This is a genomic window from Dyadobacter sp. 32 (genome assembly GCF_902506755.1).
Lineage (GTDB): Bacteria > Bacteroidota > Bacteroidia > Cytophagales > Spirosomataceae > Dyadobacter.
Map to the genome: position 1 here is coordinate 583,494 of NZ_LR735258.1, position 16,610 is coordinate 600,103.

Below are 16,610 nucleotides of genomic sequence, written 5' to 3' on the forward strand. Positions count from 1 at the left end.
AAAAATAAAAATGATAAAAGGAATCTTATTTGATTACGGTGGCACAATCGATACCAATGGACTCCATTGGGGGAGTGTGCTGTGGGATCATTATCAAAAGTACCATGTGCCGGTTGTGAGGGAGGAATTCAGTAAGGCGTATAGTTTTGGTGAACGTGCGCTCGCCATCAACCCGATTGTGAAACCAGCGCATAATTTTTACGATGTACTGTGTCTGAAAATTGATCAGCAGTTTACGTTCCTGGAATCGTTGGGTAAATCATTGGATCGAAGGCTTGTCACAACCATTGCATCAGATTGTAATTTTTTTGTAAAGCAGACCATTGAGAATGTATTACCCATACTGAGTGCCCTTGCCGATCAATATGCGATGGTGATGGTGTCCAATTTTTATGGAAACCTCAATACCGTTTTAAGTGATTTTGGGCTCCGGAGTTATTTCACCGATGTCGTCGAATCGGCCGTGGTTGGTGTACGTAAACCCGATCCTGAAATTTACCGGTTGGGTGTGGAGCGCCTCGGAATGCGAGCATCAGACTGTGTGGTGGTGGGCGACTCCTATTCCAAGGACATGATACCGGGAAATACCATAGGATGCAAAACCATCTGGTTGAACGTAGCAGGATGGGAAGATATTTTGAAAACAGAAACTACCTCTGTCGCTGATCTTGAAATCACGGATTTTGCTCAGTTGACAGTACAGCGTATCGGTTTGCTTTGAAACGGGATCCGATGACTGATTAACAACATTAAAAACACCAATTATAACCATATGAGGTACGATATCTGCACCATAGGGCACATCACGCTGGATAAAGTGGTGACTACCCAGTCAATCAAGCACATGCCGGGAGGCACCTCTTTTTATTTTTCAAAGGCAGTACGCCAGTTCGATGTGAAGTACATGCTCGTTACGGCGTTGGCTTTGAAGGAGCACCATGTGCTCACCGAATTACGTAACGAGGGAGTTGAAATTTGTGCACTGCCGAGTGATCATACCGTTTATTTTGAGAATATATACAGCGCCAATCAGAATCACCGCGAGCAGAATGTACTGCATAAGGCCTCTCCGTTTGTGGCTGTGGAAATGCCTGATATAGACGCAAGAATCTTCCATCTCGGCCCTCTTTTGTCTGACGACATTCCGGTAGATCTCGTCAAGGCACTGGCTGCCAAAGGCATGGTTTCCCTGGATGTTCAGGGCTATCTGCGGTATGTAGAAAATCAAAAAGTACGATACAAAGACTGGGAAGACAAGGAGGAGGTGCTGGCCCATGTGTCGATTCTGAAAGCCAATGAATTCGAAATGGAGGTCATCGCGGGCACCAGCGACGTGCACGATGGAGCCAAATATCTTGCCGGTCTGGGGGTCAAAGAGGTGATTATCACGTTGGGAAGTAATGGATCAATTATTTACAAAAACGGCGCCTTTTACGAGATTCCTGCTTTTACACCCGATGAAGTCGTTGACGCAACAGGTTGTGGGGACACCTATATGGCGGGGTATTTGTGGAAGAAGATCCAGGGTGCGTCCGTGGAAAAATCCGGCGAGTTCGGGGCAGCCATGGCCACATTAAATATCCAGTCGTCGGGGCCATTTTCCGGAAATGCAGACCTGGTTGAGCGTTTGATAGCTGAGAGCAACGAAAGCAGATATCAGAGAATACTACCGGTACTTACGTCGTCGTTCTGAACCTGTCGGGAGGCCTTAACTTAAGCGGTGGTTTTGTTGATTTTACAAGAGTTTTAGTATTGAAAGTAAAAATGGAGCTTTACGGCAAAGTCGGAAAGCGCTGCAATAGGCATGAAAAATTACATCTTCATCATGATGATGGCCGCCGGGCCATTACTACTGTCGTTCCATAATCGTGCAGTTCCCGAGAGCCGGGAACCGTTTGCTGCCATGATGCCGGATACCTTTCCTGTGCCCGGCAATGTTCCCGGATTGCTGTTCTACATTCAGCGCGACCCGAATACCAACACCATTTGTTATGAATTGAATACAGATAAAAAGGGGAATATCCGTAGCACCGAACCCGTTAACGTATTCTGGATACGTTACCCCGAAGGAGGGATGCGGAAGGATCTCAATTATTTTCAAAGAAAGTTCGCTTATGGAATTAACTCCAAACCCGTTGGTGACGGCACATTTGAACTGAGGTCGGTTGCCTATTCAAAACTACCGCTTTATCTGCGGAAGGACAGGTCCAACCAGTATCATGTTTATGCCGCCATTGATAAGAAAGAATGTATCCTGAGTCGTGTTTTTATACGTATAGACGGTGGCTCTTTCTGGTCGCCAAATGTACTGTATATTGAGCTTAGGGGTAAAGATATCACAACAGGAAAAACAATCGTGCAGAGAATTAAACCTTCTTGACATGGCTAAAAAGTACATTTCCAACGCTACGGAATCGTCCAGGATGTTCAAAAGTAACTTTCTGGAATCGCTTTCCAAGGTACATTACAGTGTACCATTATTTGTCTTCATACCGGTAATTGGCTGGTTTTCTTATCAGGCACTCGTCACCGGTGACATGTCCGTTTTAAAGTTTGCCGGATTTGTTTTCGAAGGCCTGTTTATCTGGTCTTTTACGGAGTATTTTATGCACCGGTTTGTGTTTCATTTTAACCCAAAGGGCAAAGTGCTTGAACGTATTCATTTCATTTTTCATGGCGTGCACCATGATTATCCCAATGATGAAAAAAGGCTTGTTATGCCGCCGTCGGTAAGTATACCCCTGGCAACCGGGTTTTACTTTTTGTTTGGGGTTTTTATGACCGAGTTCACTACCGCAGCGGTTTTCACAGGCTTTATCACAGGGTACCTTTTTTACGACATGACCCACTACGCGTTGCACCATGCCCACTTTAAGTCTGCTTTCTGGAAAAATCTGAAAAAACACCACATGATGCATCACTACGCTGAACCCGATAAAGGTTATGGAGTGAGTTCTGATTTTTGGGATAAAGTATTCAGGTCTGATTTTCCAAGATCGGGAAATAAGCAGGAGCGGGCATCGCACGAATAATGACGACCTGTTAGGACATGCTTGTTAAGATTCTTGAATGAGGATTCCTCATTTTTAGAGTATAAAAGGTTCTTTCTGGTTTTCATATTGATGATGATCACACCAAGAACTTTGCAATGAAAGCTAATCCATTGTTATTTAGATTTGTCAGGCAAGTGTCAGTAATGAGCCTGTGTGCAGGTCTCCTTGTTGTTTTATGTTGTGGTCTGATTTCGTCGGATAATTTTCCCCAGACTACAATTTCTAATGGCCTCATTGAAGCCCGGTTGTATCTGCCTGACCCTGCTACCGGTTATTATCGTGGCACCCGGTTCGATTGGTCGGGTGTGGTGGCCAGGCTGGAATTTAAGGGACACAATTACTTTGGGCAATGGTTTGAAAAATACGACCCCAAACTGCATGATGCCATCATGGGGCCGGTTGAGGAATTTTCAGCACTGGGATTTGATGAGGCCCCGGTAGGAGGAGCGTTTTTGAAAATTGGGGTAGGAAGCCTGGTGAAGCCCGACGATAAAAGCTTCTCTTTCGCAAAAACGTATGAAATCGAAAATCCAGGCACCTGGAAGGTTAGAAAGTTCAGGGATAAAGTCGAATTTACCCACACGCTCACAGACGCAGCCGGCTATTCATACATCTATAAAAAGACTGTCAGGCTTGCAGCAGGCAGGCCGGCTATGGTGCTCGAACATAGCTTAACCAACACAGGACAAAAGTCGATAGAAACCAGTGTTTACAACCACAATTTCTTCATGATCGACCAGGTACCGACCGGCCCGGATGTCAAAATTTCTTTTCCATTTGAAATTACTGCTGAGGGTAAAGGTTTTGGAACCGTAGCGGATACAAAGGACAAGGCCATCATCTTTAATAAGGAACTACCAAAGAATGAGTACGTTTACACGGCCGGGGTGCAGGGATTCAAAAATACTGCAGACGACTACGACATTTCGATTGAAAATTTGAAAACGAACGCAGGTGTCAGGATCACGGGCGATGTACCGATGCAGAAGCTGGTATTTTGGGCGTGTTCTACCACATCCTGCCCTGAACCTTACATCCGGATTGCGGCAAAATCGGGAGAAAAGGTCTCCTGGAAGATTGAATACGAGTTTTATACATTTTAACATTTTGTTATCCATTACTCACTTTTCAATCGATTCAGTTCTTATTTCACTTCAAAAAGCACGATATTTAGCCAAAAAAAAATCGTAATGCTAGGCGAACCTATCCCGATGAAGCAAATTCTGGTTGAAGATTTACAATCCAACGTCATTTTGAGCAACGTTCCCGAAAATCAGCTACAATGGCTGATCGACGAGAGCCGGCATTACACATTGGAGGCAGGGGAGTTTCTTGCGTCAACCGGTGAACCCGTTTCTGGTACGCACTTTATTATGAGTGGTCGCATTGAGTTGTACAGACTGCAGAATAATCAAAAACTGGTCGTCGCAGAATTGGTAAAAGATAGCATTACAGGTATCCTTCCTTTTTCCAGAGCCAAATTGTCCATTGCCAATATTCAATGTGTGGTTCCTGCACAAGTAATGACCTTGCCGATTGGAAAGTTAAGAGAGATGATCCGTCTTCATTTTGAATTAACCCAGGTACTTGTGCACGTAATGACCTCACGTGTGAAGGAATTTACAGAACTGGAACAACAGAATGAGAAAATGATGGCACTGGGTAAGTTGTCGGCAGGCCTGGCGCATGAGCTGAACAATCCCGCAGCGGCAATTGTAAGAGGTTCGGCTTCGCTCAAAAAACACCTTCAATCGCAACCCGAGAGTTTCAAAGAACTGATATCTGTTAGAATGGACGCTGCTGAGGTGGATTTTGTGAACGAAAAAATGTTTGCAGCCATTCGGAATACGCAAAGACCTATGCTGACCATGATGGAGCGATCGGAGATGGAGGATGAGGTATCGGACTGGCTTATGGACGAAAAAATCAGGGAAAGTATGGATATGGCCGAAAACTTCGTGGAGTTCGGGTTCACTGCGGATGTTTTGGACGGAATAAAAAAACATATTCCTTCGGCACATATAGCCCCCATTCTGAGATGGATCAATAATAATTTTACCACAGAGCGCATGGTGGCCGATATGCAGGATGCCTCCAAGAGAATCGGGGATCTGATCAGCTCTGTAAAAAACTTTACACACATGGACCGGGGTGGAGACAAGGAGGTGATTGATATCCGCGTCGGCATCCGGAATACCCTGGTGTTGTTGAATCATAAAATAAAAAGGGCCAATATCGAAGTGGTGGAGGATTTTGATGAATCACTACCCCCGATCAACGCCATGGTAGGTGAACTCAACCAGGTCTGGACCAATCTGATCGACAATGCAAGTGATGCGTTGGAATCACAGAAGGGGGCGAAACTAATTATCAGAACCCGACTCGACCATGAGTTTGCCAAAGTTTCCATCATCGACAATGGTCCGGGTATACCAAAAGATATTAAGTCGAAAATTTTTGATCCGTTTTTCACCACAAAAGAGATTGGGAAAGGAACGGGACTCGGCCTGGACGTCGTTACCCGTATTGTAAAACAACACCGGGGATCAGTCACAGTGACCTCTGAACCGGGGCACACAGAGTTCCTGGTTTGTTTCCCGATAAACGGTTAGCCGAAAACACCTCAACCAAAATTTAAACAGTTGTAAAAAAGCTGATAGCTAAATGCTAACAACGGAAAAGCTAAACAAAACACCACAATGGGTTTACCAATCATATTTTCAATTGATGACGATGTTCAGGTTCTTCGCGCTATCAGCCGTGATCTGAAAACCCAGTATCGGGAAAAGTATCGTGTTCTGAGTACCTCTTCGGTGAGTGAGGCATTACAAAGCCTGCTCGATCTGCAAAATAAAGGAGAAGAAGTTGCCATTTTTATCTCAGATCAGCGCATGCCCGAAATGCAGGGTGTGGAGTTTCTTGAAAAAGCAATGATACTCTTTCCGCATGCGAAGCGGGTATTGCTCACCGCCTACTCGGATACCGATGCAGCTATCAAGGCCATCAATGATGTGCAGCTGGATTATTATCTGATGAAGCCCTGGGATCCGCCGGAAGAAAAATTGTACCCGGCCATCGACGAACTTTTGAATGATTGGCAGAGCAACTATCGTCCTGATTTTAAGGGCATCAAGCTGGTCGGCTATCAGTTTTCACCTAAATCGCATGAGATCAAGGATTTCCTGGCTGGGAATCTGGTACCGTATTTGTGGATGGATCTCGAATCAAATGACACAGCCAAGCAAATTGCTAAAACCAATAATCTGGAATCCAAAGACTTCCCAGTGGTGATTTTTGAGGATGGGAAATTACTTAAGACACCTTCTATCAACGAAATAGCCTCTGGTATTGGGTTGAATTCCACAGTGAAGAAACAGATATATGACGTGGTGATTATCGGAGCCGGGCCAGCAGGCTTATCCGCATCCGTGTATGGTGCGTCGGAAGGGTTGAGCACCTTGCTGATCGAGCGCCGGGCACCCGGGGGCCAGGCCGGTACAAGTTCCAGGATCGAAAATTACCTGGGTTTCCCTTCGGGGCTCAGTGGCAAAGACCTTGCGCGCCGGGCTATTACCCAGGCGACCCGGTTTGGGACTGAATTTCTTTCACCTCAGTCTGTCAAGGAAATCAAACTCAAAGATGCCTACAAGACTATCGTGCTTGATGATGATACCGAGATTAATACAAAGGCTGTGGTTATCACAACCGGCGTGGATTATCGAAAACTGGAAACATCAGGTATTGCGGAATTTACGGGAAAAGGAATTTATTATGGGGCAGCCAACACCGAAGCAGCAGCATGCAGCCAAAAGGAGGTATTTGTACTCGGCGGTGGTAATTCGGCAGGGCAGGCGGCTATGTATCTTTCAAAGTTTGCCAAAAAGGTGTTTATTGTCATCCGCAAAAATGACTTGAAAGCGACCATGTCATCGTATTTGATTGATCAGCTTTCGAACACAGACAATGTTGAGATTCTTGGTTGCACAGAGATTCTCGAAGCACAGGGCAACAATCAATTGGAACACCTGAAACTGATCGATCTGAATTCTGCAGAGGAAAGGGTAGTGAAGGCTGATGCCCTGTTCATTTTTATAGGTGCGCGTCCCTACACCGACTGGGTAGGATTGGAGATTATCAAAAATAGTAAGGGATTCATAGAAACGGGCCGTGACATGAGCAGATACGACAACTTCAAACAGGTGTGGAAACTCAATCGTGATCCGTATCTGCTGGAAACAAGTTCACCCGGAATCTTTGCAGCAGGTGATGTCAGGGCGGGCGCTATGAACCGGGTTACCTCGGCCGTAGGGGAAGGATCCATGTCCATTAGTTTTGTTCATCAGTATTTAAGCGAAGTGTAAAATGAGCAACCAGATTTGTGAACATATTACTCAGATTACAGCAATTAAACCTGCCACCAGGCTGGTATGTCTGGAATGCTCTAAAACAGGTGAGCGTTGGGTTCATTTGAGAACCTGCCAAACCTGTGGTGAGACACTATGCTGTGATAGTTCGCCTAAAAAGCACATGACGCAACATTTCCATCAAACTGGTCATCCTGTCGTTATTTCCTCGGAACCCGGTGAAAAATGGCTGTGGTGTTATGAGGATGAGGCGTTTGCGGAATATGAATGATTGCGTTTACGGATAAATGACTAGCAGGATCAATTAGTTGCTTAACCGCTCTGAGGCAGCGCTAAGTAGGGCATCATCCTCAGTGATTCTTTTATTGGCCCTTGCTGCTTCTAGGTAAACACTCATTGGATATTTTGAAATAAACAGCTTGTCGGTTTCTATCATTCTGATTTTCAGGCGGGCATGTTTGATGCTTTCCAGATGCTCAATGGAGACATAGCTCAATTCCGGAGTTCCCTGTCCCAGATCACAGATTCCAAAGGCGATGTTGTTCTTTTCGTCAAGCTCAGACAGGAGCCAGATTCCTTTACCGTATTTGGTATACAGCTTTACTTCCGGGGCGTGATCCCGGGCAACGCCTTCGTGAACTTCGAGGGCATTTTGTACCATTTTTTTTCTTATTTCTTCGGGAATCATCTGTGACATTTCACAAAGGTAATTCAACGAGGTTTCTTTGCCAATTATCTTCTCTCCCAGACAGCGAATTCGCTTTTAAAGATTTGGATAATTGTCAGGCTATTTTTTATTGTCATGATGCCAGGGCTACGCCCCTCTGGCAATTTTGCTCCCATTTTTATCTACTAAGATTACAGGGCTAACGCCCCTTTGGCCCCTCGTTTTGGTTGGTTGTGTCCAGTTAATTTCAGCTATGCGCGCCTTAATTTATGATGACAAAATAAAGGGGCGTAGCCCTGTCTTTTTCTTAGCAAAATAAGCAATTAGGGGCGTTAGCCCCGATATCGCAGACCTTGTCCATGGACTTCCATTTTCACCTCAATACATGTAAGATGGCTTGTTCAGATAATTAAAAATGGCGGTGCTGTAAATATTTAAATAAATAATAGAATAAAGTTTACAAAGCATGGCGTAATTCTTGTAAAGATCACCCTTGGATTCGGGGCACTATTGGTCTTGAATATTGGATCATCATCATTCATGTGGATAAACTTTACGGCTATGCAACTCTTTAAATCCAAGCAAACCGGCTACCTGGCGAGTTCGATGCTTATTGCTTTACTGGCATTATGTATGCAGGAATCCTTGGCTCAGCCCAAGATGTATTTAAAGCCCGCGATTGAGTCTAATGTGGAAACACCCATGCAGATCGTCAACGCCGGTGATGGATCCAAACGACTGTTTGTTGCAGAGCGTTCGGGCATTATTAAGGTTTTTGATGCAGCGCATGCCTATAAGAAGGTGTATCTGAATTTCAGTAGTCTCGTAAGTCAGTCTGGAGAAGGGGGGCTTTTAAGCATAGCTTTTCACCCGAATTTTGAAGTGAACGGATGTCTGTTCGTTCATTTCACGGATAAATTTGGCAATGTTGTTGTACATCGATACGATTCATCCACCCCGGGTGCCGACGTGATGGACGACCTTACGCCTTTGGAAGTAATCAGTATCCCGCATCCGGCCAACAACCATTATGGCGGTGAAATTCATTTTGGACCTGACGGAAATCTCTACATATCGGTCGGGGATGGTGGAGGAGGGAATGATCCGGCAAATAATGCCCAGAATACCCAAAACTGGCTGGGGAAATTATTGCGCATTGCCGTGGCCACTTCTGGCACGGATCAATATGTTGTGCCGGCGGATAATCCTTACATTGGGACCGGAGACAATGTGAAGCCGGAAATTTATGCCATCGGGCTGCGCAATCCTTTTCGATGGAGTTTTGATAGATCGAATGGGGATATCTGGATTGGCGATGTAGGTCAGGGCACCAAAGAAGAGATCGATCACAGAACCACTGCTACATTAAGGGGGGCTAACTTTGGCTGGCGGTGTTATGAAGGGGATGGGAGTAATCCGGCTTATACAAGTGATCCAAGTTGCCTGCCTGCCAATAATGTTACGCCACGGTACAGTTACGGTCGTGCTTTGGGCGCTTCGGTTATTGGCGGTGTCGTGTATCGGGGTGCTGTATCCACAGCCATGAACGGATATTATATTGGCTCGGATTATATATCGGGAATTTTCCACGTGCTTGCGCCAGGAGCTGCAACCCTGAGTCCTATGGCTGGCTTACTGAATAAAACGAATATATCCGATTATGGAGAGTCCGAAGATGGAGAGATTTATGTGGTTGCGATGGGTGAAAATGTCATTTATCGGGTTGCAGATGAGCTTTCGGAACCATTGCCCGTTACGTTGGTCAGCTTTACGGGGAGACGGGTACAGGAAGGTGTGGCGCTTCGGTGGGAGACCTCTTTGGAGGAAAATTTTCATCATTTCGATCTGGAATACAGTTCCAATGCCAAACAATTCAGATCAATCGCCCTGGTTGCCTCACAAAACACGACCGGGGGATCCATGTATACATTTACAGATCCTAATTATGCAGAGGGTATAGGTTATTATCGATTGAGGATGGTAGACCGGGACGAATCTTATGCCTTCTCCCGGATCATTAAAGTGGAGGGCGGGGAGAATGAATCCAGCTTTGTTTCCCCATCCATTGTTACGGATGGAATGATGCATGTAAGCCTGTCCGAAGCTTACAACGAGCTTCAGTTACTGAATAGTTCGGGTTCCATCCTGCTTAGCACAAATATTTCGGGCAAATCGGGCCGGTTTGATCTTCCTGTAACTACCCTGGCAACTGGATTATACATCGTCAGGCTACTTTCAAACGATAAAAAAACGTTACAACAAAAAATTATCATGGCTCCATGACAGCGGGCCGGTTGAAAACATATCCGGAATCTGTGTGGAAGGTTCCGGGCAGGTGTTGTCAAAAGCCAGCGAAAATGTCTGGCTTCCACTAAACCGACTATTTCCTGACTAACCCGGCCCCCTTTCTTCCCTGTCAAATTTTGTCATCGTCCAAAGTCTGGCGTGGCGTGGGCTTGATAATCATGCGAAGCGACTGGTCCTTGGTGAAATAGGCAATCATCCAATTGTAAAGGGTTCTCGCCCTGTTTCGGTATGTAATCAGGGACACCAAATGGATAAAAAGCCATGCACACCAGGCGATAAACCCATTGAAGTGAATTTTCGGCTTGGGCAGATCCACAACGGCCTTATTTTTACCAATAATGGCCATGGATCCTTTGTCTTTATAAATAAAAGGTTTTAACGCGCTTTTTTTAGCAAGGCTTTTGAAATTTTTTGCCAAATTTTTGCCCTGCTGAATGGCCACCTGAGCCACCTGGGGATGGCCTGCAGGGAATGCCTGATCACTAAGCTGGAGACAGGTATCCCCGATAGCATAAATGTTACCGGTTCCATTTACCTTATTGTACTCGTCCACGAGCATGCGTTTGCCACGGCCATAGCTTTCTGCTGGGATCCCTTCAAACTTCATTGCTGATACCCCAGCTGCCCATATTAACGTTTTAGCCGCAATAGTTTCTCCGTTTCCCAATACAACCGTATCGTCAACGAAATCTTTGACATGGGTATTCAGCTTAATTTTCACACCCATTTTTCTAAGCTCATTGTAGGTGTCTTGCTGCGATTTTATACTCATAGGTGATAGCAAAGCGTCACCACCATCGATGAGATAGATTTCACTTCCCTTCCCTGCAAGTTCAGGGTATTCTTTTCTGAGGATACCGTTACGCATTTCGGCAAACATACCGGAGACTTCCACCCCGGTGGGCCCACCACCGGCAATCACCACAGTGAGGCGTTTTTTTATGTCATCGGGGTCTTCTGAAATGGTTGCCTGCTCCATTTGCTGCAATAGTTTATTACGCATTTCAATCGCATCGTCGAGGGTTTTCATGGCAATGGCATTTTCCCTGACGTTTTCCATTCCAAAAAAATTAGTCTCAGCTCCGGTGGCGAATACCAGGTAATCATAATGAAGTTCGCCATTGGAAAGGATGACTTTATTTTGATCAGGAGAAACGCTTACCAGTTCACCTAGTCTGAATTGCAGGTTTTCCTTGTCCCGGAACAATTTACGGAAAGGGTAACTGATGCTGGAAGGCTCCAGAAAAGCAGTGGCAACCTGGTAAATAAGAGGTGGAAAAAAGTTGTAATTGTTTTTATCCACCAGTGTCACCTCGTAATTTTTATCGCGCGCCAAATCCAGTGAAAGGTTTACTCCAGCGAAGCCGCCACCTATGATCAGTATTTTCATTTTATTGGGTAATTGGTTTGGTGTCATTCAATTCTATTCCGGACACCCCAAGTCTGTTGTTTAACAATTTGTTCAAATATTCACGCCATCAGGTTCCCCAGTTAACACACCAGTGTTCTATCTTGCCGCTTAGTCTAGCTCAATTTCAAGTAAAGCCGAGACTTTGCCATCAATATACCATTATTCCGCCAAAAGGCGTGCCAGAATTTTCTCAGGGCATTCCCGCGGATGCGCCCCTTGTGTTTTTAAGATGCTCAGGCAGCATCTACAGAGATGGCCTCCAAATACATGTGCTTTCCGATGATATGGTTTCTCAGGCTTATTAAATTGATTATTGGATAAGCGTATTAAGTATAGGTTCTATACATGATGTGTCGTTGTTTTGTAGAATTTATTTATTATATTGGCAGCTGAGTCTAAATGTTTAGTCTTAGCTATTCTATTCCTTGAAATTATTACTTTTTTAATGCTTGTAGTACCATTTAATGGTAATTCATGAACTCTCTATCATCAGTTAAGCGCAAATTGAATTTGATTTGGCTTACCATTACAGGTTCACCCGAAAAATTTATTCTTCGTGCCAGGATTTTTCATTCGGTATGTTTCATAACATTGCTGGCTTCGCTTTACAATATACCGTTCAACTATGCCATAGGACTTCCTAAAATTGCCATTGAGAGTTTTTTTCTATTAGTGGCGATATGCCTGTTGTACTACAATTCCCGGGTGAGGAACAACGTTTCGGCAAGTATATTCATAGGGCTTCTGGCCATTCATGTGGGGTTCGGTATCAACTACTTTATGAATTCCGGAGTGGATGGGCCCACTGACCTTTTCCTTCTTTTAGCCCTGATCATCATTGTAACGATTTCTCCCTCCAAGCATTACAAATTCTGGATTCCCTTAAATATTGCCGTTGGGCTGGGGCTCATGCTTTCGGAGTACTTAGCGCCCGAACTGATCCCCTTTACTTACAACAGCCGGTTCAATCATTATATTGATATTTCTTCGGCTTATCTGGTCGTGGTGGTTGTCAGTTTTTACTGTATCACCGGCATCCGGCGCCAGTATGAAATTGAGAGAAGGTCGGCAGCTGCCAAAAGCAGTGCCATTGAAGAACAAAACGTAAGAATTTCGATGCAGAACCTCGAACTGCAGCGATTGAATGCGGAGAAAAACAAGCTGATGTCCATTATTGCCCATGATCTCCGATCGCCACTCGGTAGTATTCAGAATTCCCTTGAGATTATTACTGAATATGACCTCGAATCGGAAGACAAGCAGTACATCGAAAGAGAGTTACTGCAAACCACCAAGAAAACTTCCGCGATGCTCTCCAAACTGCTATCCTGGTCAAAGTCCCAGATAACAGGGATATCGGTGTTTCCGGATGTGCACAATCTTGCCCAGCTATTAGCCAACACGCTGGAGACGGAGCGATCCATTGCCACCCAGAAGAATATCGACCTTTATAATAAAATAGATGCAGATACCTTTATCTATGCGGATGGTGATATGATGGAGCTGATTGTCAGAAACCTGGTTGGTAATGCCATTAAGTTCACACACAGCGGGGGTAGTATCTTCATTGAGAACAAGATCAATGAAAATGAATGCTGGCTTAGCATTCGGGATACAGGCACGGGTATTGACTTAGACAAGCAGGGCGAGATCTTTTCTCTGACGGCGAAATCAACCTATGGAACAGAAAATGAAAAGGGATTGGGACTCGGGTTGTTGCTCTGTAAGGAGTTTATAGTGGCTCAGGGCGGTAATATATGGTTTGAGAGTAATCCTGGAAAAGGTACAACTTTTTATATTTCAATTCCGTTGCATGAAACGCGCAATGAAGGAGAACCTTATGTTTTGAGGGGTGAAAAAAGTCTCGAAAAGAGTTATTTAAAATAGCATTTCTTTCAAGATTTTAATCCTGGTTGTAAGCGGACATTTGGATAAAAGTAGCTTTTCGACCAATAATGTTACGACTGTACGTGCAATTCGGTTCAGCAACACTTCTGCTTTGAGAGCCAAATGGTGATAGTCACCAATCCGTATCACATTTTTTGGAGAAAAGTTCACCAACCGAAATCCGCACGCGTCGAAAAGTGTAGATTTGTAGCGAATGTTCCAATGTGGAACCTGAGCTCACCCCATAAAAACTTCGAATAATGTTTCCTTCCGGAAATACGATCAAACTTCTACGGATTCCGTTTTCGTTTTTTCTGATGCCTTTGTTTCTCTTCGCTTTGAGCCAGGCCGAGAACGTGGTGTTGTACAAAACGTTAGTGTCATTTTTAATTATTCATTTTCTGGTTTACCCGGCAAGCAATGGTTACAATAGTTATGTTGATAGGGACGAAGATAGTATAGGTGGTATCGAGCGTCCTCCGTTACCGACCATACACTTGTTTTATACCACACTGGTCCTGGATACCATGGCGATTATTCTGGCCGCATTTTTCGTGGATTGGTATTTTGCCGTTTGTTTGATTTGCTACATAGCTGCTTCCCGTGCATACAGTTCCCGGCAAATCCGCCTGAAAAAATATCCCTTTGCAGGTTTTCTTATTGTTGTCATTTTTCAAGGGGCGTTTACCTATTACATGTCCTTTTTGGGTATTACAGGCCATCCACTGATTATGAACCGGGAGGCTATTTATGTTTTACTTGGATGCTCATTCCAGATCGCAGGAGCATACCCGCTTACACAGATTTACCAGCACAGGCAAGATCTGAAAGATGGGGTCGTCACACTGAGTTATAAGCTGGGATACCGGGGCACTTTCCTGTTTACTGCGGTGATGTTTGCCATTTGCAACATCTTTTACTTCCTTTATTTCCGTGAAAAGCAAATTGGAACGATTTTTTACATCATTCAAATATTCTTTCTTCCCATTGTCGTATATTTTGTATATTGGTTTTTGCAGGTTGCGAAGGATAATAGCCACGCCAATTTCCGTAATACCATGCGAATGAACCTGATTGCGGGTCTATGCATGAACGGTTGTTTTTTAGTACTAATTTTATTTCGTTATTACCCATTGAGTTACATCACCGCTATTGAAACCGCCGTTCCAGACAACTGCTTCACTCAGGAAACACTTGCTTCCTTCTACATCAATTCGACTGGCGATCAGCTTACCAAACGTAAAATAAAAATTGTAGCTGCCAAGTCAGGGATACAAAATCGGTATTCTGTTATCCGGGATTTTGATCAGAAAGTGGAGGATTATACGTTTTTTGCTAATAATGCAGACCTGCTCCCCGAGCCCGGACTTACGCAAAGAATGGATCTGTATCAAAAACATGCAATCGCGCTATCGGCTCGCGCGGCTGAGAAAATAAATGACTTTTCAAATGTTAAGAAGGAGATCACACATCTCATCACAGTGACCTGCACAGGGCTGTTTGCTCCTGGACTGGACATTGAACTGATCAGGAGCCTGGGTTTGAAACCCACCATTCATCGCAGCAGTGTTAACTTTATGGGTTGCAATGCAGCCATCATCGCGCTTAAGCAGGCAGATGAAATTTGTAAAAACGAAACCAATGCGAAGGTGTTGATCGTGTGCACAGAGCTTTGTACCATACACTTTCAAAAACGCTTTAACGACGACTACATCCTTTCGAACCTGCTTTTTGGAGATGGTGCAGCAGCTGTCCTGGTTGCATCCCAGCCAGCTGGCGTGCAGGGGTATCCGGTGAGGATCGATTCGTTCAATTCATTTGTATTGCATAATGGCTACGCCGATATGGCCTGGAAGTTATCGGAAACAGGCTTCATCATGAATCTGACTTCTTATGTACCGGATCTGATCAGCAAAAACATAGGCCCCATGCTCCGATCGATCAACCTTAATCCGGACGACATCACGCGCTGGGCGGTGCATCCGGGTGGTAAACGAATTGTAGACGATTTTGCCTATGCCCTGAATCTGGATAAATGCAAAATGGCATCAAGCTATCGTATTCTTAAAAACTACGGAAATATGTCATCGCCCACGGTGCTTTTTGTATTGAAGGATGTACTCGAAAGGGCAAGTGGTCGTAATCCGGGCCAACGTGGTTTTGCGGCCGCGTTTGGACCAGGATTAAGCATCGAAACCATGCAGTTCAGCTATGTTTAAACACCGCAGCAATGATAAGGAGCTGTTGGACGCAGCGTATATTCCTGAAAATGAGCTGTTCAGGAATCTGCGGGAGCTCGATTTTATAAATAATTGGTTAGGTGGCTACCGTATTTCTTTTGCCGCTCTAAAAAAGGTAATCCTGAATAATCGACCTAACATTTTGGTGGATATCGGAAGTGGGGGAGGGGATACGCTTAAACGCATGAACCGATGGCAAAAACGGAAGGATTTGACCCTCAGGCTTTACGGTATTGATATAAAACCGGTCTGTGTTAATTATTCAATTACCAATAATCCTGATCGAGAGATCAATTTTATTTGTGATGATTACAGAAATATCTATTACCATGTACCCGAGGTGGACATCATACACGCATCCCTGTTTTGCCACCATCTTACAGAACAGGAACTGGTTGAATTGATCCGGTTTGCTTTACAAAAAGAGGCTGTACTAATTATCAATGATCTGGAAAGAAATGCCTTGGCGTATTATTTGATAAAGTTTCTGACCGCTTTGTTTTCAGCCTCATACCTGGTAAAACACGATGCGCCGCTCTCGGTTTTACGAGGTTTTAAGAAGCAGGAATGGATCGAAATAATCCGGGAGGCAGGTGCCGCGAAATATTCGGTAAAAAACAAATGGGCATTCAGGCATGAGGTAATTATTTATTCCTGAGCATTTGTTTGATGGCTTATAAA

The 16,610-nt window shown here is 44.5% G+C and carries 14 protein-coding genes; 12 read left to right on the forward strand and 2 right to left on the reverse strand.

Going from position 1 to position 16,610, the window contains the following annotated elements; translation table 11 throughout:
• Positions 1 to 10 precede the first annotated feature (10 nt).
• The 8 genes from DYADSP32_RS02230 to DYADSP32_RS02265 all read left to right on the forward strand — a co-directional run bounded on the left by DYADSP32_RS02230 (position 11) and on the right by DYADSP32_RS02265 (position 7,688).
• On the forward strand, positions 11 to 721 hold the full coding sequence (locus tag DYADSP32_RS02230; protein ID WP_149244233.1) for an HAD family hydrolase: 711 nt from the start codon (positions 11 to 13) through the stop codon (positions 719 to 721).
• Positions 722 to 772: 51 nt separating this feature from the next.
• Positions 773 to 1,693, forward strand: a complete 921-nt coding sequence (locus DYADSP32_RS02235; protein WP_414617448.1) for a PfkB family carbohydrate kinase — start codon at positions 773 to 775, stop codon at positions 1,691 to 1,693.
• A gap of 111 nt (positions 1,694 to 1,804) precedes the next feature.
• Positions 1,805 to 2,380: a DUF4833 domain-containing protein gene (locus DYADSP32_RS02240; protein WP_149244232.1), complete on the forward strand. Its 576-nt coding sequence runs from the start codon at positions 1,805 to 1,807 to the stop codon at positions 2,378 to 2,380.
• Between the two features lies 1 nt (position 2,381).
• On the forward strand, positions 2,382 to 3,032 hold the full coding sequence (locus tag DYADSP32_RS02245) for a sterol desaturase family protein (RefSeq protein ID WP_149244231.1): 651 nt from the start codon (positions 2,382 to 2,384) through the stop codon (positions 3,030 to 3,032).
• Positions 3,033 to 3,148: 116 nt separating this feature from the next.
• On the forward strand, positions 3,149 to 4,156 hold the full coding sequence (locus tag DYADSP32_RS02250) for a hypothetical protein (protein WP_414617449.1): 1,008 nt from the start codon (positions 3,149 to 3,151) through the stop codon (positions 4,154 to 4,156).
• Positions 4,157 to 4,243: 87 nt separating this feature from the next.
• Positions 4,244 to 5,665: a sensor histidine kinase gene (locus tag DYADSP32_RS02255; RefSeq protein ID WP_414617450.1), complete on the forward strand. Its 1,422-nt coding sequence runs from the start codon at positions 4,244 to 4,246 to the stop codon at positions 5,663 to 5,665.
• A gap of 87 nt (positions 5,666 to 5,752) precedes the next feature.
• A complete protein-coding gene (locus DYADSP32_RS02260) occupies positions 5,753 to 7,414 on the forward strand; it encodes an FAD-dependent oxidoreductase (RefSeq protein WP_149244230.1) in 1,662 nt (553 codons plus the stop codon).
• A gap of 1 nt (position 7,415) precedes the next feature.
• A complete protein-coding gene (locus DYADSP32_RS02265; RefSeq protein WP_149244229.1) occupies positions 7,416 to 7,688 on the forward strand; it encodes a UBP-type zinc finger domain-containing protein in 273 nt (90 codons plus the stop codon).
• A gap of 33 nt (positions 7,689 to 7,721) precedes the next feature.
• On the opposite strand, the gene DYADSP32_RS02270 is transcribed toward DYADSP32_RS02265, so the two are convergent.
• Positions 7,722 to 8,114, reverse strand: a complete 393-nt coding sequence (locus DYADSP32_RS02270; RefSeq protein WP_149244228.1) for a DUF2958 domain-containing protein — start codon at positions 8,112 to 8,114, stop codon at positions 7,722 to 7,724.
• A gap of 531 nt (positions 8,115 to 8,645) precedes the next feature.
• Between DYADSP32_RS02270 and DYADSP32_RS02275 the strand changes: the two genes are divergently transcribed.
• Positions 8,646 to 10,367, forward strand: a complete 1,722-nt coding sequence (locus DYADSP32_RS02275) for a PQQ-dependent sugar dehydrogenase (protein WP_414617451.1) — start codon at positions 8,646 to 8,648, stop codon at positions 10,365 to 10,367.
• A gap of 133 nt (positions 10,368 to 10,500) precedes the next feature.
• On the opposite strand, the gene DYADSP32_RS02280 is transcribed toward DYADSP32_RS02275, so the two are convergent.
• Positions 10,501 to 11,781, reverse strand: a complete 1,281-nt coding sequence (locus tag DYADSP32_RS02280) for an NAD(P)/FAD-dependent oxidoreductase (protein ID WP_149244226.1) — start codon at positions 11,779 to 11,781, stop codon at positions 10,501 to 10,503.
• A gap of 495 nt (positions 11,782 to 12,276) precedes the next feature.
• Between DYADSP32_RS02280 and DYADSP32_RS02285 the strand changes: the two genes are divergently transcribed.
• From DYADSP32_RS02285 to DYADSP32_RS02295, 3 genes are all read left to right on the forward strand, one after another.
• Positions 12,277 to 13,689, forward strand: a complete 1,413-nt coding sequence (locus DYADSP32_RS02285; RefSeq protein ID WP_149244225.1) for a sensor histidine kinase — start codon at positions 12,277 to 12,279, stop codon at positions 13,687 to 13,689.
• Between the two features lie 260 nt (positions 13,690 to 13,949).
• The gene (locus DYADSP32_RS02290; RefSeq protein WP_149244224.1) at positions 13,950 to 15,908 is read left to right on the forward strand and encodes a UbiA family prenyltransferase; all 1,959 of its coding nucleotides are present in this window, start codon (positions 13,950 to 13,952) and stop codon (positions 15,906 to 15,908) included.
• Positions 15,901 to 16,587, forward strand: coding sequence for a methyltransferase domain-containing protein (locus DYADSP32_RS02295; protein WP_149244223.1), 687 nt, complete (start codon positions 15,901 to 15,903; stop codon positions 16,585 to 16,587). Before DYADSP32_RS02290 ends, DYADSP32_RS02295 begins: the two co-directional genes overlap by 8 nt.
• Positions 16,588 to 16,610 lie beyond the last annotated feature (23 nt).

Bases quoted from the DNA above. Each gene is read 5' to 3' on its own strand.
- DYADSP32_RS02285 (WP_149244225.1), top strand. From the start codon at position 12,277: ATGAACTCTCTATCATCAGTTAAGCGCAAATTGAATTTGATTTGGCTT.
- DYADSP32_RS02260 (WP_149244230.1), top strand. From the start codon at position 5,753: ATGGGTTTACCAATCATATTTTCAATTGATGACGATGTTCAGGTTCTT.
- DYADSP32_RS02270 (WP_149244228.1), bottom strand. From the start codon at position 8,114: ATGTCACAGATGATTCCCGAAGAAATAAGAAAAAAAATGGTACAAAAT.
- DYADSP32_RS02255 (WP_414617450.1), top strand. From the start codon at position 4,244: ATGCTAGGCGAACCTATCCCGATGAAGCAAATTCTGGTTGAAGATTTA.
- DYADSP32_RS02250 (WP_414617449.1), top strand. From the start codon at position 3,149: ATGAAAGCTAATCCATTGTTATTTAGATTTGTCAGGCAAGTGTCAGTA.
- DYADSP32_RS02290 (WP_149244224.1), top strand. From the start codon at position 13,950: ATGTTTCCTTCCGGAAATACGATCAAACTTCTACGGATTCCGTTTTCG.
- DYADSP32_RS02275 (WP_414617451.1), top strand. From the start codon at position 8,646: ATGCAACTCTTTAAATCCAAGCAAACCGGCTACCTGGCGAGTTCGATG.
- DYADSP32_RS02245 (WP_149244231.1), top strand. From the start codon at position 2,382: ATGGCTAAAAAGTACATTTCCAACGCTACGGAATCGTCCAGGATGTTC.
- DYADSP32_RS02240 (WP_149244232.1), top strand. From the start codon at position 1,805: ATGAAAAATTACATCTTCATCATGATGATGGCCGCCGGGCCATTACTA.
- DYADSP32_RS02235 (WP_414617448.1), top strand. From the start codon at position 773: ATGAGGTACGATATCTGCACCATAGGGCACATCACGCTGGATAAAGTG.
- DYADSP32_RS02295 (WP_149244223.1), top strand. From the start codon at position 15,901: ATGTTTAAACACCGCAGCAATGATAAGGAGCTGTTGGACGCAGCGTAT.
- DYADSP32_RS02230 (WP_149244233.1), top strand. From the start codon at position 11: ATGATAAAAGGAATCTTATTTGATTACGGTGGCACAATCGATACCAAT.
- DYADSP32_RS02265 (WP_149244229.1), top strand. From the start codon at position 7,416: ATGAGCAACCAGATTTGTGAACATATTACTCAGATTACAGCAATTAAA.
- DYADSP32_RS02280 (WP_149244226.1), bottom strand. From the start codon at position 11,781: ATGAAAATACTGATCATAGGTGGCGGCTTCGCTGGAGTAAACCTTTCA.